Annotated in this window: 15 protein-coding genes; 8 read left to right on the forward strand and 7 right to left on the reverse strand. The window is 42.0% G+C overall.

The genetic code is table 11. The features are described 5' to 3' along the window. Positions 1–3: 3 nt before the first annotated feature. Genes JZU62_RS01420 through JZU62_RS01450 form a run of 7 tightly spaced genes read left to right on the forward strand, consistent with a single transcriptional unit; the run spans position 4 to position 11,291 of the window. Positions 4–375, forward strand: a complete 372-nt coding sequence (locus JZU62_RS01420) for a response regulator (protein ID WP_295011196.1) — start codon at positions 4–6, stop codon at positions 373–375. Further along, complete coding sequence (locus JZU62_RS01425; protein ID WP_295011197.1) at positions 376–2,709, forward strand: ATP-binding protein; 2,334 nt, start codon at positions 376–378, stop codon at positions 2,707–2,709. It abuts the gene before it with no gap. A gap of 11 nt (positions 2,710–2,720) precedes the next feature. Next, the gene (locus JZU62_RS01430) at positions 2,721–3,845 is read left to right on the forward strand and encodes an FIST N-terminal domain-containing protein (RefSeq protein ID WP_295011198.1); all 1,125 of its coding nucleotides are present in this window, start codon (positions 2,721–2,723) and stop codon (positions 3,843–3,845) included. 8 nt (positions 3,846–3,853) lie between these two features. Beyond that, entirely contained in the window at positions 3,854–4,834 is a 981-nt protein-coding gene (locus tag JZU62_RS01435) for an ATP-binding protein (RefSeq protein WP_295011199.1), read from the forward strand. Then, a complete protein-coding gene (locus tag JZU62_RS01440) occupies positions 4,824–6,263 on the forward strand; it encodes a HAMP domain-containing sensor histidine kinase (protein ID WP_295011200.1) in 1,440 nt (479 codons plus the stop codon). Before JZU62_RS01435 ends, JZU62_RS01440 begins: the two co-directional genes overlap by 11 nt. Before the next feature lie 55 nt (positions 6,264–6,318). Further along, positions 6,319–9,240: an HNH endonuclease gene (locus JZU62_RS01445; RefSeq protein WP_295011201.1), complete on the forward strand. Its 2,922-nt coding sequence runs from the start codon at positions 6,319–6,321 to the stop codon at positions 9,238–9,240. A 20-nt stretch (positions 9,241–9,260) separates the two neighbouring features. After that, positions 9,261–11,291: a response regulator gene (locus JZU62_RS01450; RefSeq protein WP_295011202.1), complete on the forward strand. Its 2,031-nt coding sequence runs from the start codon at positions 9,261–9,263 to the stop codon at positions 11,289–11,291. Between the two features lie 12 nt (positions 11,292–11,303). Here JZU62_RS01450 and JZU62_RS01455 read toward each other — a convergent pair whose 3' ends face one another. The 7 genes from JZU62_RS01455 to JZU62_RS01485 form a co-directional block, all read right to left on the reverse strand. Beyond that, a complete protein-coding gene (locus JZU62_RS01455) occupies positions 11,304–13,883 on the reverse strand; it encodes a chemotaxis protein CheW (protein WP_295011203.1) in 2,580 nt (859 codons plus the stop codon). 164 nt (positions 13,884–14,047) lie between these two features. After that, positions 14,048–15,484: a protein adenylyltransferase SelO gene (locus JZU62_RS01460; protein ID WP_295011204.1), complete on the reverse strand. Its 1,437-nt coding sequence runs from the start codon at positions 15,482–15,484 to the stop codon at positions 14,048–14,050. A 61-nt stretch (positions 15,485–15,545) separates the two neighbouring features. Next, on the reverse strand, positions 15,546–17,357 hold the full coding sequence (locus tag JZU62_RS01465; RefSeq protein ID WP_295011205.1) for a flagellar assembly protein A: 1,812 nt from the start codon (positions 17,355–17,357) through the stop codon (positions 15,546–15,548). A 4-nt stretch (positions 17,358–17,361) separates the two neighbouring features. Then, a complete protein-coding gene (locus JZU62_RS01470; RefSeq protein WP_295011206.1) occupies positions 17,362–19,071 on the reverse strand; it encodes an efflux RND transporter permease subunit in 1,710 nt (569 codons plus the stop codon). Continuing rightward, the gene (locus JZU62_RS01475; protein ID WP_295011207.1) at positions 19,071–20,660 is read right to left on the reverse strand and encodes an efflux RND transporter permease subunit; all 1,590 of its coding nucleotides are present in this window, start codon (positions 20,658–20,660) and stop codon (positions 19,071–19,073) included. The genes JZU62_RS01470 and JZU62_RS01475 overlap by 1 nt, the downstream gene beginning before the upstream one ends. A gap of 8 nt (positions 20,661–20,668) precedes the next feature. After that, positions 20,669–21,454: an efflux RND transporter periplasmic adaptor subunit gene (locus JZU62_RS01480; protein ID WP_295011208.1), complete on the reverse strand. Its 786-nt coding sequence runs from the start codon at positions 21,452–21,454 to the stop codon at positions 20,669–20,671. Further along, positions 21,454–22,821, reverse strand: a complete 1,368-nt coding sequence (locus tag JZU62_RS01485; protein ID WP_295011209.1) for a TolC family protein — start codon at positions 22,819–22,821, stop codon at positions 21,454–21,456. Before JZU62_RS01485 ends, JZU62_RS01480 begins: the two co-directional genes overlap by 1 nt. A gap of 202 nt (positions 22,822–23,023) precedes the next feature. Between JZU62_RS01485 and efp the strand changes: the two genes are divergently transcribed. Further along, positions 23,024–23,590 carry an elongation factor P gene (gene efp / locus JZU62_RS01490; RefSeq protein WP_294893503.1) on the forward strand — a complete coding sequence of 189 codons (567 nt, stop codon included), beginning with the start codon at positions 23,024–23,026 and terminating at the stop codon, positions 23,588–23,590. Positions 23,591–23,621 lie beyond the last annotated feature (31 nt).

Here is a 23,621-nt window from a genome sequence, read left to right on the forward strand (position 1 = left end):
AGAATGCATATTTTAATAGCCGAAGATGAAGAGTATAACCAGATGGTTATACAAGGAATGATAGATATTCTTTATCCTGAAGTAAGTATGGAAATTGTTAATAACGGGGTTGAAGCACTCGAAAAGTTAAAAAATGGATCGTTTGATTTATTGCTGAGTGATGTTGATATGCCTCAAATGAACGGATATGCATTGGTATCAGAAATCAAAAATATGGGTTTGAAGATTCCAATGATATGTGTCACAGCATTTGCTATTAGCGGAGATAAAGAGAAACTTTTGATGCATGGATTTAATAGCTATATCTCCAAGCCGATAGATATGGATGAGATGAAATTAGTACTGGACCCTTATCTGCTAAAGGGAGAGGTTTAAATGTATCAACCGCTTGATGTCTCTTCGATAAAAGCTATTTTTGCTTTGGATGAAGATCAAATGCAAAAACGGGAAAAAGTGGGTAACTATATTCACTCATTTTCGGCATTAGTGTATGACCGGATGTATAATCACTATCTGCTAAAAGATCCGATTTATCACAGTATTCTCTCCTCATCCGATGTCCCTAGGCTCATACGGATGCAATCGGAATATTTGAGTTCACTTTTTATACACCCTTTTGATGAGCGTCTTCTTGATCGTACTCGCCAAATTGGAGAGATACATATCGCAATAGGTCTCGAGTCGGTTCATGTTTCCAGGGGCTTTAACATCATCAATGAAATTATTTTTAATTTGAGTGAAGTGAATACGCAGATTCGTGAAGATATGGCGATTATTTTTAAAATGCTACGTATCTCTGAAACGGTCATGAATGAGAGTTATTTTGAACGCTATTCGCAACACCACGAAGAGCTAAAAAAAGAGAATGAGGTTCTTAATCTCTTTGATAAACTATATACGGCACTCGCTATTCATAAGCAAAATCAGAAAAAAATTTACAGCTATGTAAAGAATGAGGATAATTTTGAGCGGTCTCATTTTATATTTAGTAGTGAAGAGGAGTGCTCTTTTACAAGATTAATGGATGAATTGACGGATAAAGAGAGATTCTTAGAAGGTTTTGGAATCAATTTGGGAGAAGTTCGAAGGCATCATCATGATTATCATGACGCAGTTAAAAAATTGATTGGACTTGATGGTAAAAATGAAGATCAAATCAATCTTCTTTTAACAAAAATAGAAAATGCCTCTTCAGCACTTTATGCACTTATTGAGAAGCCTTTGGATGAAATATCGGCAACATCGTATATGGGTATCCATTCGGGAATTACCTTTTTGGAGGCATGTACACAATCGGTTCATGAGGGAACAGTAAGCCGAGAGAGTGAAGAAGTGTTCGAAAATATACAGGAAAAGCTTCGAACTCAGTTGGATGAAATTATGGGATGGTGTATCGAAGATCTCTACATAGGAGATGAAGAGCTACCGGATAACAGGACGATGGATATTAGTTCAAAAATCATGTTAAAGGGGAGACGAATTAATGTCGGAGTAGTTATCAAACCGATTCCCAACAAAATTTTTATGATCGAAATTATTAAAATTTTGTTGGAAGTTATTCGTCAAAATTCCCATAATCGAGAACGCGAACATGCTTTAATACAGCTTGTTGATCAGGTAGAGCGGGCTAGTCAATCCAAGGATATGTTTTTAGCGAACATGTCTCATGAACTTCGTACACCGCTGAATGCGATTATCGGATTTTCTCAAATTTTAGGGATGAATCAATCTTTGCCTCAAAATTTCAAGCCCTATATTGAAAAAATAGGCATTGCAGGAAACAATCTTTTGACGTTGGTTAATACAATTCTCGATTTTGCAAAGCTTGAAGCAGGAAAATTGACCTTTAAGCCTGATGTAACCATTATTGCCGGCTTATTACGTGATGTTGCTACGATTATAGAGCCGTTGGCATCTAAAAAATCAATTTCTTTCCAATACCCCGAGATGATTTCTTTGGGACTTTATTTGGATCGACAGCTGATACACCAAGTTTTTCTCAATCTTTTAAGTAATGCGATAAAGTTCACCCCTGAGGGGGGAGATGTCCGTGTCAGTGTTGATTTTGACGACGAAAAACGGGTGTACCGTTTCGGGGTAAGTGATACCGGTATCGGGATTGAAGCCAAAGATATCGTAACATTGTTTGATCCATTTACTCAGGTAGAAAATCCGTTTCAAAAAACCTCAAAAGGGACAGGACTGGGGTTGGCAATCTCCAAGCGGATTATCGAAGATTTACATGGAGGACGCTTATGGGTCGAGAGTGAACCTGGCAAAGGTTCCACCTTTTATTTCACTATCCCTGTATCTCAAACCCAAAATACCCTTGAGCGATATGTTTCATCGCATGATCAAGCAAAACGGGCATTGGTAGTAGAGGACGCTCCGGAATACCAAAAAATGTTGATTGACCGACTGGGAGAGTTCTATCATCTTATTGTGACCAACTCAGTCAATAAAGCTAAAGAACTTTTAGAAGAAGAGAGTTTTGATATTATCGTACTTGACTTCTTTTTGGTTGATGGGATTAGTTCAGAGGTATTGCAGTTTATGGAACGAAATGAGATTCATATTCCTGTTATTATCATCTCGGCTGAAGATGATAGTAAACTGATCGCTCATCTTCCCAATACCGAAAGTGTTGAAGGGATATTTAACAAAGCCAACATTCAAGAGATCTGTGATTATTTGACAAAACGATTTTAAAGGAGAAATAAATGAAAACCGAACAAATTAGATGGAATGAGACTTCAGGATGGAGCGCTCATGATACAGTAGAGGCTGCAAACCGAGATTTGGTACTTGTTTTCTTTGACCATATTGCCTGCCAAAGTGCAGAGTGGTTTGCAGAACTTCGTACTCTTTATCCGAATGCCGTTATCGCAGGAGCGAGCAGCTCAGGAAGTGTTTCAGACACAGTGATAAGTGATCAAGATGCGGTTGTAACAGCAATCAGTTTTGAACGCTCTTCTGTTCGCTGTGCTTCATTCCAAGTGGCAGATTACAGTGATGTCTCAGTTTTGGGAGCCGATTTAGGGAAAACATTATTGGATGAATCGTTGCGACATGTTTTAATTCTCTCGGATGGCTTATCTGTTAATGGGAGTAATCTTGCCTGTGGACTTTCGGATGTGCTGCCTGAGGGGATAACGATTACAGGTGGTTTGGCAGGGGATGGAACTCGTTTTGGAACCACCTATGTTATCGCCCAAGGAGCTGCACAGACCGGCATGGTTGCCGCTATCGGTTTTTACGGGGAGACATTGCGTGCGAAAAGCGGTTGTTTTGCTGGATGGGAAGAGTTTGGACCGGAGAGGGTAATTACCAGTTCGGAAGCCAATGTTTTGTATACCATCGACAATAAACCGGCACTTGAACTCTATAAAAGCTATTTGGGAGAGTTTGCGGCAGAACTTCCAGGCAGCGGATTGCGTTTTCCGATGAGTGTCCGTAAAGATACCAACTCTGTCCCTTTGATACGGACGCTTTTGGCGATTGATGAAACGGCTCAAAGTATGACATTTGCCGGAGATCTACCGCAGGGGTATTTATGTCGCTTGCTTAAAACCAATATGGACCTTTTGATTGAGAATGCGGGATTAGCGGCTGAAGTATCTAAAATCGATCAAGAGAATGAATTTTTAGTGATTGCTGTCAGTTGTGTAGGAAGACGTTTGGTTCTTGGACAACTGTGTGAAGAAGAGTTGGAAATTATCCGTGAAACATTAGGGGATAAGGCAATTATCACAGGCTTTTATTCGTACGGTGAGTTGTCTGAAAAAGGGGAAAGTCGCTGTACATTACACAACCAGACGATGACTCTTGTCAGTATTTACGAATAGGATCTAAGGTGGGTGATAAAGTGTATCATCGGCTTCTTACTCGTCAAATGCGACGTTTCTTAAAACCAGAATTGGTGGATGAATTAACTCCATTTTTGGAGAGCATCAGCGCATTTTATGAGGATGTAGAGAAAGAACGTCGAATGCTGGAGCGGACACTGGATGTAAGTTCTAAAGAGCTTGAAGAGGCAAATTCCTCTTTAACAGAGCAAAACAAAACATTACGTGCACAAGAAGAGCTTCGAGCTTCTCGTGACGAAGCGATCATTGCAATGCATCAAGCCCAAGAGGCAAATCGTGCGAAGGATGCTTTTTTATCGAGTATGAGCCATGAGCTTCGTACCCCGTTGAATGCGATTATCGGATTTTCTCAAATATTGATGATGAAAAAGGATACACCCGATTCAATCAGATCGTTCGTGGAGAAAATTAATATTTCCGGAAAAAATCTCCTTTCTTTAGTCAATACCATTCTTGACTTTTCAAAAATCGAAGCAGGAAAAATGGATGTAGATAAAACATCTTTTTCTATCAATGATTTGATTCAAGAGGTAAATGTGTTGATAGAGCCAATGGCTGCCATAAAAAAGATTGCCTGTTTAGTCGAAGTTGATGATGAGATAGAGATATGCGCCGATCGTCAGCTCATTAAACAAGTTTTAATAAATCTGATGAGTAATGCCATAAAATTTTCCCCTATCGCTGAAAGTGTGACATTTGTTCATCGTCATGAAACATCAAGAGAACTTTTTATCATTTGTGATCATGGACACGGGATTCCTAAAGATAAGATAGCAACGTTGTTTGATCCGTTTACCCAAATACGTGAACATCAAAACGATGCTATGAAAGGGACAGGATTAGGGCTATCAATCGTTAAAAAGATTATTGAACTGCATGAAGGTGAAATTTGGGTTGAGAGTGTTGTAGGAGAAGGGAGTAAATTTTTCTTTTCGCTTCCGGCAATCGAAGTTGTAAATGAACAATAATTACAGTCGATTAATAATAGCATTCGGTTTTTTTTTAGCTGTTTTAGCGGGGTATGGATATTATAGCTTTGTAGTTGAAAAAGAGCGAATTAACGATACCATTAACGGTTCCCTCTCTCGTTCTGTCCATTTAGCTCACCGTGTTGTCGGAGATACGTTTCATGATAAAACAATGGGTGTTCCCCCCTCTGAGGCAGAATATTGGGAGTTGGTTCAAACCCTTAGCGAACTTGCCCATATTGAAGGGGTTAAATATATCTATACCCTTATAAAAGACGAAAATGGGACGTTTCGTTTTACCTCTAGTAGTGCTACGGAAGAGGAGCTTCGGACCCGAAAAAATCTCAGTTATTTTTATGATATTTATGATGCTGATCCTGCGATTGATAAAGCAATGAAGGAACAAAGAGAGATAGCCGCAGAGGTTACTGATAGCTGGGGGAATTTTCGGAGTCTATTTGTAGGATATACAACTCCGAATAATGTGCAGTACGTTATCGGAGTAGATATCGAAATTGATTCGATTGAACAGATGTCTCGCATGGAAGCGTTTCGATCGATGGGAAAAGCGATTTTGCTCATTATTGCTGCTTTACCGATTTTTTTCCTTTATCGGAGCCTTCTGCGTAGCTATCAAATTCAGCTTCAACAAAAAGTACAAACCGCTACTGTCGATTATGAAGAGGCGCGTAATGAAGCGATCATCGCGATGCAGCAAGCACAACAGGCGAATCGTGCTAAGGATGCTTTTTTATCGAATATGAGCCATGAGCTGCGTACCCCGTTGAATGCGATTATCGGATTTTCACAAATATTAATGATCAAAAAGGATACACCCGATTCAATCCGATCGTTCGTGGAAAAAATTAACATTTCCGGAAAAAATCTCCTCTCATTGGTCAATACGATCCTTGATTTTTCAAAAATCGAAGCGGGAAAGATGGATGTGGAGAAAACGACTTTTTCTATAAGCGGTTTGATAGAAGAGGTAAATATATTGATCGAGCCTATGGCTGAAATAAAAAATATTAGATGTTTAGCCGAAGTCGAAGATGAGATAGAGGTATACGCCGATCGTCAGCTCATTAAACAAGTGCTGATAAATCTGATGAGTAATGCTATAAAATTTTCACCAGATAATGAAACGGTTACCTTTGCATTTACCCATGAAACAGATCGAGATGTATTTTGTGTTAGTGATCACGGACACGGTATCCCTGCAGAGAAAATAGAGAGCGTTTTTGAGGCGTTTACCCAAATACGTGAGCATCAAAACGATTCGATCAAAGGGACAGGACTTGGGCTCTCTCTGGTGAAAAAGATTATTGAAATTCATAACGGTGAAATCTGGGTTAAGAGTGTCGTAGGGGAGGGGAGCAAATTTTTCTTTTCGCTTCCCATTTACAATGAGGAGAGCTTGAAAACATAGAGAGCTTTTAGCCCCATTGGGTTATAATAAAATACTTTTTATTGGCGGAGATAGGATGAGTACGGAAGAGATTGGGGCACTATTAAGCGATAAAAGCAAGCTCCTCTCTGAAATCTATTTCGAACTTCAAACTGCGTGTGAGGCGAAGTACGGTTCCGATGCCCTCGTTATAATCGAAGTAGGCTCTTTTTTCGAGGTCTACGAAGTCAACAACGAAGAGATGAAGATTGGCAAGGCCAAAGAGGTCGCCGAATTTCTGAACATCCAACTCACCCGAAAAAATAAAACTATTTTAGAAAACTCGATCCAAAACCCTCTCCTTGCAGGGGTTCCTACCGTCTCCATTGAACGCTATCTATCACGTCTCGTTCAGTCCAAAAAATACACCATCGTCCTTGTTCGTCAGCAGGGGGAAGTTCCCCATATCCGCCGCTATATCTCCAATATCATCTCTCCAGGGACGAATTTCGACTACATCGCTGAAGCGAGTGAGAACTATATTGCTTCACTGCTCATCGATCAAAATAACGGCGTTTACTCTATCGGCTACTCCGCGATCGATGTGGGGACGGGAAAAACGCTTATCAACGAAATCCACGGAACCCGCGAAGATAAAACATACGCGCTGGATGAAGTGTTTACACTGTTGCAGAGCTATCAAACCTCCGAGGTGGTGGTGACATTTTGTGCAGGAGATATTGACCGAGACGAAGTGAGCCGCTATCTGGAGATCAAAAACCATCATTGTACTTCGATGAATGAGAAACGTCTGCGGATCGATTACCAAAATGAACTGTTTGAGCGGATTTATCAAATACGTTCCCTCCTCAGTCCTATCGAGTATCTCGATTTGGAGCGGTTCCCTTATGCCTCCGAATCGCTTTGTATCCTCATAAACGTTATTATCGATCACGATGCGGGGATTATCGAGAAGATGAATCGTCCGACGTTTTTGGGAACCAATCGCTATATGTATCTGGGGAACAATGCGGCGGAGCAGTTGGGGATTATCTCACGCGATTCGGATGAGATGACACTCCTCAAACTCATCGATAAAACCTCTACGGCAATGGGGAAACGGCTGTTGCGCGAACGGCTTTTGAATCCTATCTGTGATGCAAAGCTCCTCGAAGAGCGATACGATCTGATCGATAAGATGGGGGAACATATCGCGCCATTTGAGACTAAGCTCAAAGAGGTGTACGACTTGGAGCGGATTTTACGCCGCTTAAAACTCGGTAAATTGCACCCGTTCGAACTTGCGTACTTTTATGCGTCGCTGAGTGCGGCGGAATCGTTGTTTGAGGATGCCGACCGTCTCAAAATCGCGTATGATAAATCGAGTGCGCAGGAGTGCGCCCATTGTGCCTCGGAGCTTCGTCGTATCTTTAATATCGAATCATGTGCCAAATTCCGACGCGATCAAGTGGATGAGAACCTCTTTAATGAGGGGATTGACCCCTCCATCGATGCCCTCGAAGTGCTCCAAAGTAACAACGTCTTAAAATTAAATGGTATTATCGAGCATATTGATACCTTTTTCGAGTCGGGCGGTTCGTACGCACAGGTTGGATGGTTGGAGAGTGAGGGGTATCATCTCCTCATGACCCGTAACCGTTATGTGAGTGTCGAAGAAGCACTCCATAACAGCTTTTTTACGTTAGACAATCAGCACTACTTTTTCCGCGATTTCCAGATCCGTAAACTCAAAACAACCGTCAAACTCTCTTCAACACTTCTCGATGAGCTCTCCATCGAAAATGCAGGGGCGAAATCGCGGATGGTCGCACAGGTGAAAGAGCGATACCGTGAACAGCTCGAAGCAATCGAGAAACGATTTTCTCACGCGATAGAGCATCTAATCTCGTTTCTTGCTGTCGTCGATGTGAGTTTGAGCGGTGCGAAGTGTGCCAAGCAGTACCGTTATGTCCGTCCGAGTATCGTCTCCTCTCCCAAAGCGTTCATCGAAACAGTGGGACTTCGCCATCCTCTCATCGAATCGCGCGAAGAGAACGGTATTTTTATCCCGAACGATCTCTTTTTAGGCTCGCTCGATCAGCACACCTATGAAGAACATTCGACGATTGAAAACGGCGAGGATGTCAAAGGGGTGCTTCTGTACGGCATTAACTCTAGCGGTAAGTCTTCGTTGATGAAGAGTATCGGACTCTCGGTTGTGATGGCGCAGGGGGGATTTTTTGTTCCGTGTGCACTGATGCGATTTGCCCCCGTCGATAAACTCCTCACGCGCATCGTCTCCAAAGACAATCTCTACAAAGGACTTTCGACGTTTGCGGTGGAGATGTTAGAACTTCGTAATATCTTCAATCGTGCAACCGAAAATACTCTCATTTTAGGCGATGAGATCAGTCACGGCACCGAAACCGAATCGGCTCTCGCTATCGTCGCGAGCGCGATTCTCAAGCTTCGGGAGATCGGGAGTATGTTTATCTTCGCTACCCATCTGCATCAGCTCTCATCATTGGCGGAAATCCAAAAAGCGAAAGAGATCGTATTGCTCCATCTGGGGGTCTATTATGACGAGGCAAGCGATAAACTGGTGTATGATCGAAAACTAAAAAGCGGAAGCGGATCGACACTGTACGGGTTGGAGTTTGCCAAATCACTCCACATGGATGAGACCTTTTTGAAAAAGGCGTATGAGATACGGGGGCGGATTACTGACAAAACTCACGAAGCCTCGATGTTGAAGCGGGAGAAAAAGAGTCGTTATAACAACAAACTCTTTTTGACCAAATGCGCGTTGTGCGATGAAGCGGTTGATGAAGTGCACCATATCGTCCCACAAGCGAACGCCGATGATGGCGGTTCTATAGGTCACTATGGGATGAATCACCGCTACAACCTCATTCCTCTGTGCGCCAAGCATCACCGCCTCGTCCATGAGGGGAAAATTGCTATTCATGGATTTGTGATGAGTGAAGACGGGCTGAGGCTCAGTTATTCAGAAGCCTAAGCCAGAGAGAGGGGACAGTCATGAAAATTTTAATCGTTGATGACAGTTTGACCGTTCGCAAAATTGTTACCCGTTATCTGCTAAAACATGGCTATGATCAAATCGACGAAGCGGTTGATGGCAAAGAAGCTCTTGTCTTGCTGCAACAGTATGAGTACGGGTGTATTTTTTTAGATATCAATATGCCGGTAATGGACGGTTTTGCGGTTTTAGAATGGCTGAGGGCTGTACCGTGGCGTAATAGTGTTCATGTTGTTGTAATGTCGACGGAAGTAACGCTGTATTCCCCTAAAAAAATTCGAGATATGGGGATTGATACGGCTATCACAAAGCCGTTTACTGGAAATGAATTTGAAAAAATTGCCGTCTCCTTATTGAATGTGATTGCTTCCAAAGAGAACTCGGTAACGTTGGTGTATGACGGTCCGATACTGATCATCGATGACAGTATGGCAATGCGTAATATCATCCGAAAGCAGCTTTCAAATCTTAATTGCTTGAATGTCACCGAAGCGATGGATGGAAAAGATGGATTAGAAAAAATCAGTGAATGGGCGATGCTGTATGAGGAAGAGGAGAAGATGGGAATTGTTTTCCTCGATCTCATTATGCCTAATATGGATGGGCTTGAACTGATCGAAATGTTGGAAGAAAAAGGGCTTCTATCAAGATTACAGATTGTACTCCTTTCGGGAAATATCGAGATGGCATTGGATATGCTCGATGGGGTATCTATTAAAGCAGCTTTGCCAAAACCTTTTGAACATACGGCATTTGTTAGTGCTTTAAAGCCGTTGATTGAAGATACAAAAGAGATACTAACGCAGGGGAATTTTACCGATATCCAGCTTTTTTTTGATACAGAGCAACCAAAAGCAATTCCGTTTTCATTGATGTCGATTCACCCAGAAAATATCGATGAGCTGGATGAGTATCTTCTCTCTCTATTTGAATCGATTGCCTTGGGTACATCCTTTCCTAAAGAGCGTTTTCGAGAAATCAGTGGAGAAAAATTTGGATCATGGATATCGTCAGTTTATCGTCCGCTCTTCTCGATAGATCCTAAAATCAGTACTTATTCAGAATTGGAATCTCTATATGGCCGAATTGAAGAATCGGCTCATCATGAAACTGTTATCGGTAGTATTGGGAATAAAGAGATTGAAGAGTATTGTAAAACAGTGCTTATTCCGATGGACAAAGATTATATCGATTTAACAACCAAAATCGGTCGCTATAAATTGGCGGTGAAGACACTGATCGAACGGAAAAACAAATTAGTACAGCACTATAAAAACTCACACTCTAGTGAAATTAAAGAAGCGTATGAAAAACAAGAACATGATCTCCTGAATTACCGAAAAGGATTGGAAAATCATGAAAAGCTCCGTGAAGAATTGGTTGATTCTCTTGAGAGTGAATATAAGCCTAAGTTGGAGACAATACTGAATTCTCAGCGCAATCGTATGGCATTGCTCTCAAATCAGATGCGAGCTGCTTTTGATCGTGCATTATGGCGCGGAATGTCTAGTTCGGTTCGCTTTCGAACGTATTGCAATACGCATAGCAGACACGTTGCTTTATCTACACAAAGCTGGCTTGAAAATGAGGGTAAGAAAGAATTTTTCGAGCAAAGAGGGTATTTTGAAAATAATTTTTGCACTTCTATTTTGATCGTCGGCTTTAAAGATGGTGAGAGTGGACGGCTTCGGGAAGAGTTGAAAAAAATGTTTCCCCTTTATAATGTGCAAGCTTTTTCTACCTGGACGATTAAAAGTTATTCACTCCCGTATGAACCGAGTCTTTTCATTATCAATCGTGAATCCAAAGAGCTAAATCTCGAAGAGTATGTGAAAGAGGTTGCAGAGTATTATGAGACGCTCCCGAATGCGCTCAATACGCTTATTATTTATGAAGGCTCTATCAAAAGTGAAGATCTTTTGGGTAATAACAGTTTGTATAATCTCAAACTCAAAAATTATATGAAAATTCCCAAAAATAGCAATGAATTTGGATTGATGGAGATAAAAATCAAATCGCTTATTTTTTAGCGTAAGCAGTGCTTACGCCATTACTTTATGCATTGGACGAGCATAAGGTTGGATGAGCTGTCCATAAATTTTCGGTATATCGAGGATGGAGATCATTTCGTTTCCAAAATCTTCGGCATTATCAGGAATGATAACCGCTTTCGTGAGTGAATTCTCATTTTTCAAAACATTACTGTATTGACTTATCGATCGGATCGGAATTTCAGGGCTGCTGTAAATAGCATCGACGGCAATTCCCAGATAGATGACCTGTTTTTCAATCACCGCTTTGACAAGGATGATTGTATCGATCTCTTTATCGTATTTTTTCTCCATACCGAGTAATTTGGCCAATGAAATGACACTAACCATCCGTTTGTCATAGCTAATGACCCCAAGATTATATTCGCTAGCGTGTAGGATTGAAGTAAGCTCTTGATGGGCGAGAGAACAGACGACATTTTTGGATTCGACCGCAAAAAGTGATCCCCCGACAAAGAAGGTGGAAATTTCGGATGTCTCTTCGGTTCCGTTTGCCTTTGGATAGGTATAAACCCGTTGGGTAGGTATTTCATTTTCAAGTTCTTGAACATCACCGATAGGGCGGTAAAGGAGGGCGATGATGTCATTATCGTATCCGTCACTTTGTTTGTATTCTCGGTAACCGTTAGAGCAGGTTGCGCCAAGTGCATAATAGACTCCGTTGTAGGGGAGAATTTGCGCATCGCTTTGTCCTGGTGAGAGTTCCAAGAGCGATTCTGGAAGATTGAGTATATCTCCTATGGCAATTGTGGAGGTTGTAGAAGAGACAACACGGCCGCTTCGATCGACAAAGAGGGCAAACATCCCCTCAGGGATTGAATGGTTTTCGTCTTTTGGAAGGGTATCGTGCAACATTGCTTCAAATTGAGATTCTGCATCAAAAACGATTCCGATTCCCCCAACATTTTCTTCATTGAAATTACGGATACAGGCGTTATAGATATAGGTTGATCGGTTTCCATAGAAAGGAGTTGGTTCGAACGTCGATACAACATATTCTTGTGTGGTGCTCAGTTCTAACGTTTCAAGTGCCCATGAATAGCCTATCTTTTTCCCGATCAAAGAGGTGCTATCTGCATTGGATACCGAGACAATCGTGCCATTACGATCATAAATGAACATGGTGCTGTAAACGGTATAAAGACCGTTAATGTAGTTCAAAATTGAGTTCATTTTCTCCTGATTCTCTTCGCTCACACTCTCTTGTGAAAGCGATTCTCGAAAGGTTGTTGTGAGTGCCCACCATCGGCAATCGTTTGCCCGCTCGTACAGATTTCGATCCATAATATCGATAGCAAGGGAAGATTGGAATTTTAAATCTTCAAGATACTGAATCAGCATTGCCGAATTGAGATTTGCAACCGTGTCATCAAATACCCGTTTTGTCTCTTCTCCTGTTTTCGATATCTCGGAGAGTAGTGCTTTCGTAAAAGGGCTTTCATGCCCTACACTATTGGCGATTTGGACATTACCGTTCCAAACCGTAATATCGAGTTCGCTTTGGATCTTTTTGGCTTTTTCCAATATATCTTTGAGCTCTTGAGGATAATAGGCTTTGGCGTTTGCAACGGAGTCGAATAAACCATTTTTTAGTAATGAGCTGCGTGATGAGGAACGAAATGCCAGATGCAGAGGTACCATTGCATGGCCGATCCATCCTGAACCTTTATACCCTTGGTATCCCGTTGTTTTTACCGCCTGATAAAGATATTCGAACCCGGCGTAATAGGTTTGATGATTCTCATTGTTGCGAGGGTTAAGATATGAGCCTATCGGAACATGATGAGCCGATGAAGAGGCGATAACGCCTCCATCAGAACCCAGCATTTCGAGTGCGATATAAGGATTTTCACGGGTAAGTTTTCGAAAGATACTTTGAAGCTCATTTTCGAATCGGAATATGAGGCACAATACCCCCAAAGGCTCATCACTATCAGGATTGGATACACGGTAGGAGTAGATAAGTGAGGGTTTTTGATGGTTAAGATCACTCGGACGGAACGTTTCTACATACCCTTCATGTGTTCGAATCGATTCATTGATCAATGGATCCTTGGAGATACTAATAGGATTGGTCGTGTCAAGCTGAACGAGTACTTTCCCTTTCGTATCGAGCAAAATAATGTTTTCATAGACACTGTATTTTGCGACGTATTCGGCAAATCGAGCACTCAGAGCCTCTTTTTTCTTCATTTTGATTTGGCGCATCTCCTCTGAAACTGACATATCGGTTGTGTGCAAATAGAGGAGATAGTCGCGGATATCATCATCAGTTGCGAGAAATCCAATATCAGCCGTTCGTTCAAAAAGGTTTCGGATCAGGATATCTATTGCGGTTTGTGCTTTTGACTCAAGCTCATTGAGACTTTTGTTAAATGTCTCTTCAATAAGACGCAAGAGGGGCTCATCGAGCAAATCTTCGAAAGCTTTTCGGGTCTCACTGGTATCCATCCCAATATTGGACATCGAACCAAGAAGGGTCAATAAGTCCCATTTACCGGATAAAGTACTCATATTTTTTTCGAAATTTTGGACGTCGCTCATATAGCTGATTAAATGATTACGTTGCATAAGTGTTCCTACAAAGAGAGATATTTGTTCAATAACGTTGACAGTATAAAGAGGTAAGGAGAAAAAGAAGGAGAATTGTTGATTAAAAAATAAACAATAATAAGTTTATTACCAAAGGGTTACAATATTAGTGATTATAAAATAGACTTGCCCTAAGCTAACGGTTAGGAAGAGCAGCTTAGTTTTAGGTTTTTGTATTGAGCTGGTGTCGGTAAGCTATAACGCTCAAAGGGAGAATGTTCATCATAAGGGTTTTGCGCTATGTGTAGGAGATCATTCACAAGGACGAAATCACCGTTTTGTGCATTCTCAATCGCTTCTTGAAGAATGTAATTTTTTAACACGTATTTTGGATTAGTACGGAGCATATTTTTGTGGCGAGTTTCAACGGATGAGGTATTTGAGACTAATCGTATATCGTATCGATCAAGCCATTCATTGAGCTGGTTAGGCGCGAGAGTAAGAGGAAGTAGCGTCTCCCGATTTCCATTATAGCGGCTTAGATGACGAAAAAACGGGGTCATATCGATTTGTCCGTTTTCCATGATGGTAAATAAGGCTCGTAGCAAATCATTGTCGTTTTCATGTAGGGTATCTAGACCAAGTTTGGTACCTAAAAGCTCCATAAGTCGAGTCGTGAAATAATTACCGTATTTTTCGAGTTCTAACTGGAGTTTTACTGTGGTAATGAGCGGTGATAGGGCATGAGCGAGACGTTCTAGGTTCCAATATCCGATTCGGGGTTGATTGTCATAGCTATACCTCCCTTGCGTATCAGAATGGTTGCAGATATAGTTGCTCTCGAAAGTATCCATAAAGGCAAAAGGGCCATAATCGATGGTGATACCAATTGCTGACATATTATCGGTATTCATGACACCGTGGTTAAATCCGACCGATTGCCACTGTGCTGTTAATTCTGCGGTTCGTTTGACAATCTCGCCATACATTTTGAGGTAAGGTTCTTCAACTCCGAGGAGGTGTGGAAAGGACTCACGGAGTAAAAAATCGGCTAGCGTTTCGAGCTCCTTATGACGATTGGTATGAAAAAAATACTCAAAACTTCCAAACCGAATCCATGAGGGGGATAATCGTAAAACAATGGCACCACGTTCCCAAGCCTCTCGTGCTACTTTTTCATCAGAACCGATGATTGCTAGTGCACGACTGGTCGGGATTCCCAGACCATACATTGCTTCACTCATCAAGTATTCGCGAATGGAGGAGCGTAATACGGCTCTACCGTCACCCTGGCGGGAATAACGGGTTTCACCTGACCCTTTGAGCTGAAGGTTCCACCCATTTACAGAGCCTAGATTGATAGCACGACCATCTCCAAGCCGTTGTACGTAATGCCCAAACTGATGACCGGCATAGCACATGGCGTATGGTCGTGAACCCTTTATCAGCATTGTTCCATTAAGAAGTTTTATGAGTTCTTCATTATCGATAGCAGAGAGGTCAATGCCTAAGAGTTCGGTGGCTTGGAGGTTAAAACTCACAAGATATGGCTTGTGCAAAGGGGTCGGATGAACTTCATGATAGAAGATGGGGTCAAGATCCAAATAAGGGGCTACAAGGGTTAAGTCGGTTAATTTCATAAGAGAGTTTTACCGCAAAAAGCTAAAGCTCTCGGCGGCGTCTAAAAGGAGTTTTATTTTTTTAGTATTCCAGTAGGAATTTTTTTTCGTCTTCCTCTTTTCGTAACCGTATATGGGTTACTTTTCCCTCAGGAGAGATACCGTATTCGCGGTGGTTTCTCGGATCGATAAAAAGGATACGATTGTGTCCGTTATGGATTCCATAGTGGGTTACCACAGCATGTAAATCAGCTTCATATAAGTTTTCCAGTGACTCTTGCAAGGTTTCAAGTGAAGCTTCCGACACACTAAGGTCATCAGAAGCTTCTTTGAAGGCTTCTCTCTCAAGCTTGTATTGTTGGAGTCGAACCATATCTGCTTTCATTGGTGTTTCACCATTTTTTTGTTTGAGAAGAACACGAACATGAATATCTTTGATTCGGCTATTTTTATCTTCTAAGGCAGCTTTACTCATGGCAAGCTTTTTTTTCTGTACTTGCAAGTGGCTATTTTTTGTTTTAATTTCTGCTTCTAGGTCAATAATTTTTTTGTGATAGCTCTCAATCGCATGGGGATCAATAATGATTTTATTCCCATTTCCTTCAATATTTTGGATGGTAATCGATTCTAACGCCGTGATACGAGCATTTGAATAGAGAGTATCAATATGTATTTTGCGCGCGATAATCTCACCACCGACCATTTTATTAATATGAATGACATCGGCTTCTACTTTTCCAGACTCTAAAATATTGATATGGGCATCCTTGGCTTTAAGATTCCCTCTATGGAGATGAACATTGGCTGTCTGCGATACATTGATTTGTGATTTTCGATGAGTTTGGGCTCCGATATTGACATCACACGCTTGGATTTTAGCATTTCCTCCGACCGTACCACTGACATCGAGTTTTTGAACATCGATGTTGACTCCCATCCCGATCGCATCTTCGCTCGAGACTTTTTTGTTTATTTTGAGTAATACATCTTTATCCATACCGGTTTCAATAGAGCCGGTTTTTTTGAAACTGGCGCTTTCGATTTGAAGCTCTTGAGAGATATAAAACATCCCTTTTTTATGTTCTACATAGCCAGAAATTTTGGCATAAAAGCGGATACTCTCTTCATCTTGTTCAGTTGTTATCGTTTCAGGATCGATAAGGAGGTAAGAGGCAAATTTAACAGTGGGTTCAGGAACCGCAATATGATTTCCGCTACACGCTCGTCCGTCACGTCCCGGTTTAGGGAGAATATATTCAAGGATGAAATCACCGGGGTTTACCCCCTCAATCAGACTATTGGATCCACTTTTATTTTTATAGTGGAGAATGATTTTATCATTGATCGGAAAAGTCGGTAGGAAAAATTCACCGATTGGAAGACGATAGAGAAAGGTAAGGGGTCCCTCTTTTTGGATTTTACCGATGAGACGATTTATCTCTCGATCAAGATTTTGATCATAAAGCCCGATCATGAGCCCATGTCGTAGTTGTTTGCGAATGATGGCCTCTTTGATCCACTCTTGCACCCCTTTTTTGAGAGGAATTTTGGATGTGGGTTCGATAACAGCGATTACTTTGCTTTTGGTTTTATCGGTTGCGATTGTAAAATGTAAATCAAGATATGGGTGTGGCTTTAAGGGACGGATATAGATTTGATATTCTTGACGAAGTAAAAAATGGGGTGATCGAACTTCAATTTCGGTTGTTTGCGTAAGAAGATCATCCCCTAGCAACAGTTGCCACTCATCATCCACTGTCCCTTTAAATGAAGTTTCATAAGAGATGAGATCGAAATCAAGATCATCAACAGATACTCTCTGCCCCAGTGCTATTTTTTTTAATTCTTGCATAACATCGGTAGTGAGCACTGTAACGGGTATAAAAGTGGACATTTATTTAAGGCTCCATAACTGATACCGCTTTACGCTCATGAAAATTGAAATGACGTTCCAAATCAGAATTGTGAAGAAGAACGGGGACAACCACGAGTGATGCGATGACGGCGGCTATTGTACCAAAAATCAGTGAAACTCCAAGCCCTCCGAAGACCGCATCACTGGCTAAAAGGGTTGAAGCAAGGATAATTGCTGCTGCGGTAAGAAAAATAGGTTTTGCACGAGTTGCGGCAGCATACGCGATTGCCTCATTTTTATTCATTCCTTTATCAATCATCAATGATTTGGTAAAATCGATTAATAGTAGTGAGTTACGAGAACTGATACCGATAAGGGCGATAAACCCGATCAAGGAAGTTGCCGTTAGAAAGAATGTATCGGAGGTAAAGATATCGACAACACCATGCCCGACGATAACTCCGATAATTGAGAGGAAACTCCCTAACAAAACGATACCGCTAAGGATAAAGCTTTTATAATATATAACCATGAGTAAGAAAATGAGGATGAGTGCCGCGATAAATGCACCGCCGAGATCGACAAATGTATCGAGCGTTACTTTCATCTCTCCATCCCATTTGAGTTCATACATATTTTTGGTTTTTTTGTCTACGAGCTTAAGGTTGAACAATCCGGTTTTGGTGATCTCATATTCGTCGCTGAACGTATCGAGAATCACATTTCGAGCCGCCATCAGTGGATAGACTTGTGAGACCATATCAGTTTCGGCTAGAACGTTGGTCATTTGGTGCAGATCTTTTGACATAATCATCGGATTCGATTTGACAGGGACGATTTCGACCACTTCGGTAATCGGTACCATCATCCCCATTTGATTAAGGAGGGTGAGAGAGGTGAGTTTCATCTCAATAGCGAGTTTGTCGCGCGAGGCAAACTTTTTCCCCTCAGGTGTCAAAGTAAGAAAAATTGGGATTTGGTCAGTTGCATTTTGAGAGTTTTTAACGGCAACCCCCATCCCCTCGAATGCAAGATACAACACGTCATTAACATGTTTAACATCCAGTGCTGAACGGGTAATTTTATCGGTGTTAACCCGAATTTCAAATTTATCGTAGATTTCATCTTGCATGATATCTATATCGACAAGCCCTTCGGTTTTATGGAAAACACCTTCGATACGGTTACTGAGATGGCGGATCCCTTCAGGGGAGTTTCCATAAACTTCAGCAACGACAGCCGCCATTGTTGGAGGACCTGCCGGTGGCTCAACAAATTTAATGTTGGTTTGGGGGTAGATGTTTCCGCACTGTTTGACAATCACGGGGCGGAGGCGTTGCACCATCATATAAGAGGGTTCAGAACGATCATGTTTTTTGGTGAGATTTACTACCACTTCGGCAACATTTTCACTGTTTTTAAAGTGTGATCCTTTGATAAGACCCGCGAAGTCGAGAGGAGAACCGGATCCTAAGAAAACTTCCGCATCGAGCATCTCAGATTCATTCTGTAAAATTTTGACGGCACAATCACTTATTTGGCGGGTTTGCTCGATTGAACTGCCATTGGCTAAGTCGATATAGACACTGTATGTGTCGTTGTTTTTCCCTGGTAGCATTTTGGCGAGAACCAGTTTGGTCGGGATGAGGGCAACGGCAAAAACAAACGCTAGTAACGTTCCTAATAATATTTTTTTCTTTTTGGAAGGTGATTCCAAAAGATCGAGCAAATAGTTTTCAAATTTTTTATACATTAGTGCGATTCTCCGTGGGGGGCGGGTTTTTTCAAAAGGCGTATCGCCAAATACGGAGTAAAGATATAGGCGACAAAGAGTGAAGCGACGAGGGCAACGGGGACGTTAGCGGGGATCGGTTTCATAAACTGCCCCATCATTTGTCCGACAAACGCCATCGGTACCATCGTGAGGATGATCGCTAAGGTCGCGATATTGGTCGGTGCCCCGATCTCGTCGGTTGCTTCGATCATTAGCTCATCAGCATCACGCAAATGTGCATCAGGTGCATGGAAATGGCGATGAATATTTTCGATAACGATGATTGCTGCATCGACCAAAAGTCCTAAACTCAGGAGGAATGCAAAGAGGGTGATACGGTTGATGGTTTGTCCTGTAATATAGGCGATAAAGAGGGTAATTGCCAAGATCGCCGGAACGGTGAACGTAACGATCAGTGATTCACGCCAGCCCAAGACAAAGATGAGCAAAATAGCGATAATGACGATAGAGAGGAGGAGGTGAAATACAAGTTCGTTAACCGCTTCATCGGCACGTTCTCCATCATTTCGGGTAATGACGTAGTTTATCCCCTCTGCGTTCATTTGCTCTTTGTATTTTTCGAGCTCTTCTTTAACTGCATCGGCAATGTTAACGGCATTGGTTCCTTGGAGTTTCGAGACGGTCAGGGTGATTTGATCTTTGAGCGGTGAGAATTTGCCATCTTCCCCTTTGACACTCACGAGTGCCGACTTGAAGTTTTGGATATCGCTCCCTGCACTGATGGTAGCAACATCACGTAGATAGATTGCCGATCCACCGTATTGGGCAACGATGATATTGCCGACATCTTCGACACTCTCGATGGCATTTCGAACCCCAATCATGACGATTTTATTGTCTACGGTTTTCCCTTTAATCTCAGGGACGTTATAGGCGAGTGACTGTGTCGCCATAACGATTTGACCAAGAGAGAGGTTGTAACCGCTGAGACGGTTCATATCGACCAAAACATTGTATTGATGTTTTTTAGCCCCTTTAATATCGGTTACGGCGACATTTGGGAGACCGTTGATATGGTGTTGAATTTCTTTGACGTGATCGTAAAGAATCGTAGGATCCATTTTGGGGTTATTGGAGTAAAACGCTACGGAGACGATGGGGATATCAACATCGATGTCGAGCGGTTTGATGATTGGTTGCATAGCTCCCTTGGGGAGGATACTCATGTTTTGCATGATTTTGTCATAAATTTTGAGGTTAGAGTCCTCTTTGGCTTCACCGATATAAAATGCGGCATTGATAACGGCAACATTATCCATTGCCATACCGTGAAGGTGCTCGATCCCTTTGATCTCTTTGAGTTTTCTCTCTAGAGGTTTCACGATAACGTTTTCAACTTCGCTGGCGGTAGCACCTGGGAGGGCGATGATAACGGTAGATCCACTAACGACCATTTGCGGATTCTCTTCACGCGGCATAAGCATAAGAGCTATATAGCCGATAACGAATAGAAAAACCCCTAATATCGGGGTGAGAGGATTACGTAAAAACCCTTTGGCAAGTTTTCCCGCCGAGTCTTTAGGCTGATAAGAGTTAGGAGCGTGCATCAGTCCTCCTATTCGATTTCGACAGTAGCGTACATACCCGGATAAACGGTTTGTTTGGCACTGAATGAGACTTTGATTTTAAAGGTGTGCGTCATCGGGTTAGAGCTTGGGACAATTGCACTTACTTTGCCGATTCCGATATAACCGACGGATGGGACAGAAATTTTAACTTTTTTACCGACAGGGACGAGTTTAAGATTGTTTTCTGCCACTTCGACTTCGATTTTAAGAGCGTTCAAATCGGACAACACTATGGCAGGCATCCCCGGCATTGCCATCTCACCCACTTTGATGTTTTTAGCAACAACGACACCACTGTTAGGTGCGGTGATACGGAGGTAGTTGTATTGATTATCGACTTCTTTGAGACGCGCTTTGGCTTGGTTTACTTGACGCTCACCGATTGAGATCATGTTTTGGAGGTTTTTACGAGAGAGTTCAAGATTTTCCACTTCGAATTTTGAGACCATATCTTGTGCCAAGAGACGTTTGTTACGCTCCAAATTTAACTCCAAATTCGCATATTGATTTTGGTACATTTGTAACGAAAGCTCTGCTTGTGCAATGCCCAGTTCCACTTGGGTTTTAGCCGAATCGATCTCTTTGGAATCGATGGTGTACAAAAGCTGCCCTTTAGAGACGCGTGAGCCCTCAGAGACGTTTACACCGGTGACAAACCCCATGTTGCGGCTAGTGATCATTTTTTGGTTATCGCTGATAACGCTTCCTGAGAGTACAAGCCCTGCGGCACTGAGAGTAGAGGCTAGGGCGAGAGAGGTGATCCAAAATTTCATTATTTAACTCCGTTACTTAGTTTTTCGAGGGCGAAAATGCGCTCGTTGCGTTTATTTTTTACCATTTGAAGGTTGAGAACTTTTTCGATTTGCATGGACTGTTTGATAATAACATCGCTCATGGATGCGAGGTGTTCATGGTAACGTCCCTCGTAATTTTTATAGATTTGATCCGCTAACTCTTGCTCTTTTTCCAAACTATTGACTTGAGAATTGAGACTTTCAATCTCAGTGCGGATTTTATCGTATTGTAGAGCAACCCCTTTTTTGGCTAATTCCACTTGGGTCGTTGTTTTTATCTTTTCGATACGGGCTTTTTCCAGTGCGTTTTTGTCGATTCCGCCGTTAAAGAGGTTCCAACTGAGTTTTGCACCGACCGTGTAGGCTTTGTGATCGTTGAAATTTCCTAAAAAGGTATCATCGGCGCTGGAAGCTTCAGCAAATGCTCCGACTTGAGGGAGAAACGGTGCGTAGGCAACATCGACCATGCGATCACGAATCTCTAACCCTTGAGATGCTTTTTTGAGATCGGTATTGTTGGCCAAGACGTCGGCTTCGTTAATACCTGAAGCGGGGTAATCATTGGCCGGAAGTTCAATTTCGGTGATGGGGGTGTTGAGCAAGAAGCTGAGATAGTGGTAGAGAAGTTTTTTGTTCGCTTCCATCTCAGTGAGGCTTCGTTCGACATTCGCTTTGCGGGCTTCGACTTCGAGAAGATCCACTTTTTTCGCGTATCCCTCTTGCACCATCATCTGGGTTGTACGCTCTAGCGTCGAGATATTTTTATGAATGGTACTCATGTGATCGATGGAGTTTTGGAGCAGTGCCATATCGTAATAGCTTTTGCGCAGTTCATACCGTTTTTCCGTTTTCATCTGTTCGGCATCGAGTTTTTTGATCTCCTCCATCCGTTCACTGATGTCCCCGTAAGCACTGAGTTTTCCACCGACAAAGAGGGGAACCATATAGGTGAGTTTCGTTTGATAGTAGTTCTGATAACCGGGATAGTTAAGATCTTTGGGCTGTGTTGCAAGAAGTTGTTGCATCGGGGTAGAACCTGTCATATCAAATTCATTAAAACCAAAATCTCCAAAACTGGCTTGGCGTGAACTGAGTTTAAAGCCGAATACATTTCCGGCTTCATTCGAACGCATTGCACTTTGGGTCAAATCGAGTGAACCGAAGTTATACCCTTTGGCGATTGAGGTATCGCTTTGGGCACTTTGGAGATCGAGGGCAGACGTTTTGATTTCAAGGTTATTGGTGTCCAAAATTTCCAGTGCGGCAGGGAGTGAGAGACCTGAGCCGAATAGGTGGCATGATCCGATAAAGAGCGATGCGCTGAAAATACGCGAAAGGGTACTCATAAACAGGTTTCCTTGTGATGTATTTGTGATTATAATCAGTAATATAAGGTTTATTATACACTTTAACGTATTTATTAGAGCTAAAAACCCTAAAAATTGAGCCGCATAAATGAGAAAAATAATACAATAAGTGACACAAGGTTTGAAATTCGCGCCACTTTCGGGTAAAATTCGCCCACTACAAGATCAGAAAAGGTTTTTCATGGCAACAATCGGTATGGGTGATATCAAAAAAGGTGTACGTTTGGAGATTACGGGCGTTCCGTATAAAGTCGTCGAGTTCCAACACGTCAAACCCGGCAAAGGGGCGGCATTTGTCCGTTGTAAAGTAAAGAGCTTTTTGAACGGAAAAGTGATCGAAAAAACGATCCATGCGGGGGATAAATTCGAAGTTCCGAATCTTGTTCACACAACAATGCAATTTTTGTATGATGATGGCGAAATGCTCCAATTTATGGATAATGAAAGCTATGAGCAACTAGGTCTAACTTACGATCAATGTGAAGATGCAATGAAATGGATCAAAGACGGTACCAGCGTTCAAATGATCTTCCACAACGGCAATGCTATCAGTGTTGAAGCTCCTGAAATTATGGAACTCAAAATCGTTGAAACTCCACCAAACTTCAAAGGTGACACGTCAAGCGGTTCTAAAAAACCGGCTACTTTGGAAACAGGTGCGGTGGTACAAGTTCCTTACCATGTTCTTGAGGGTGATATCATTAAAGTTAACACCGTTGAGGGTGAATACATGGAGAAAGTGAAGTAATTCACGCTCCACTTTTCTGTTCGTGGTGAGC

This window comes from Sulfuricurvum sp. (assembly GCF_019163035.1).
Classification (GTDB): domain Bacteria; phylum Campylobacterota; class Campylobacteria; order Campylobacterales; family Sulfurimonadaceae; genus Sulfuricurvum.

Coding starts and splice junctions, on each gene's coding strand:
- JZU62_RS01420 (WP_295011196.1), top strand. CDS start 4: ATGCATATTTTAATAGCCGAAGATGAAGAGTATAACCAGATGGTTATA.
- JZU62_RS01425 (WP_295011197.1), top strand. CDS start 376: ATGTATCAACCGCTTGATGTCTCTTCGATAAAAGCTATTTTTGCTTTG.
- JZU62_RS01430 (WP_295011198.1), top strand. CDS start 2,721: ATGAAAACCGAACAAATTAGATGGAATGAGACTTCAGGATGGAGCGCT.
- JZU62_RS01440 (WP_295011200.1), top strand. CDS start 4,824: ATGAACAATAATTACAGTCGATTAATAATAGCATTCGGTTTTTTTTTA.
- JZU62_RS01445 (WP_295011201.1), top strand. CDS start 6,319: ATGAGTACGGAAGAGATTGGGGCACTATTAAGCGATAAAAGCAAGCTC.
- JZU62_RS01450 (WP_295011202.1), top strand. CDS start 9,261: ATGAAAATTTTAATCGTTGATGACAGTTTGACCGTTCGCAAAATTGTT.
- JZU62_RS01455 (WP_295011203.1), bottom strand. CDS start 13,883: ATGCAACGTAATCATTTAATCAGCTATATGAGCGACGTCCAAAATTTC.
- JZU62_RS01460 (WP_295011204.1), bottom strand. CDS start 15,484: ATGAAATTAACCGACTTAACCCTTGTAGCCCCTTATTTGGATCTTGAC.
- JZU62_RS01465 (WP_295011205.1), bottom strand. CDS start 17,357: ATGTCCACTTTTATACCCGTTACAGTGCTCACTACCGATGTTATGCAA.
- JZU62_RS01470 (WP_295011206.1), bottom strand. CDS start 19,071: ATGTATAAAAAATTTGAAAACTATTTGCTCGATCTTTTGGAATCACCT.
- JZU62_RS01475 (WP_295011207.1), bottom strand. CDS start 20,660: ATGCACGCTCCTAACTCTTATCAGCCTAAAGACTCGGCGGGAAAACTT.
- JZU62_RS01480 (WP_295011208.1), bottom strand. CDS start 21,454: ATGAAATTTTGGATCACCTCTCTCGCCCTAGCCTCTACTCTCAGTGCC.
- JZU62_RS01485 (WP_295011209.1), bottom strand. CDS start 22,821: ATGAGTACCCTTTCGCGTATTTTCAGCGCATCGCTCTTTATCGGATCA.
- efp (WP_294893503.1), top strand. CDS start 23,024: ATGGCAACAATCGGTATGGGTGATATCAAAAAAGGTGTACGTTTGGAG.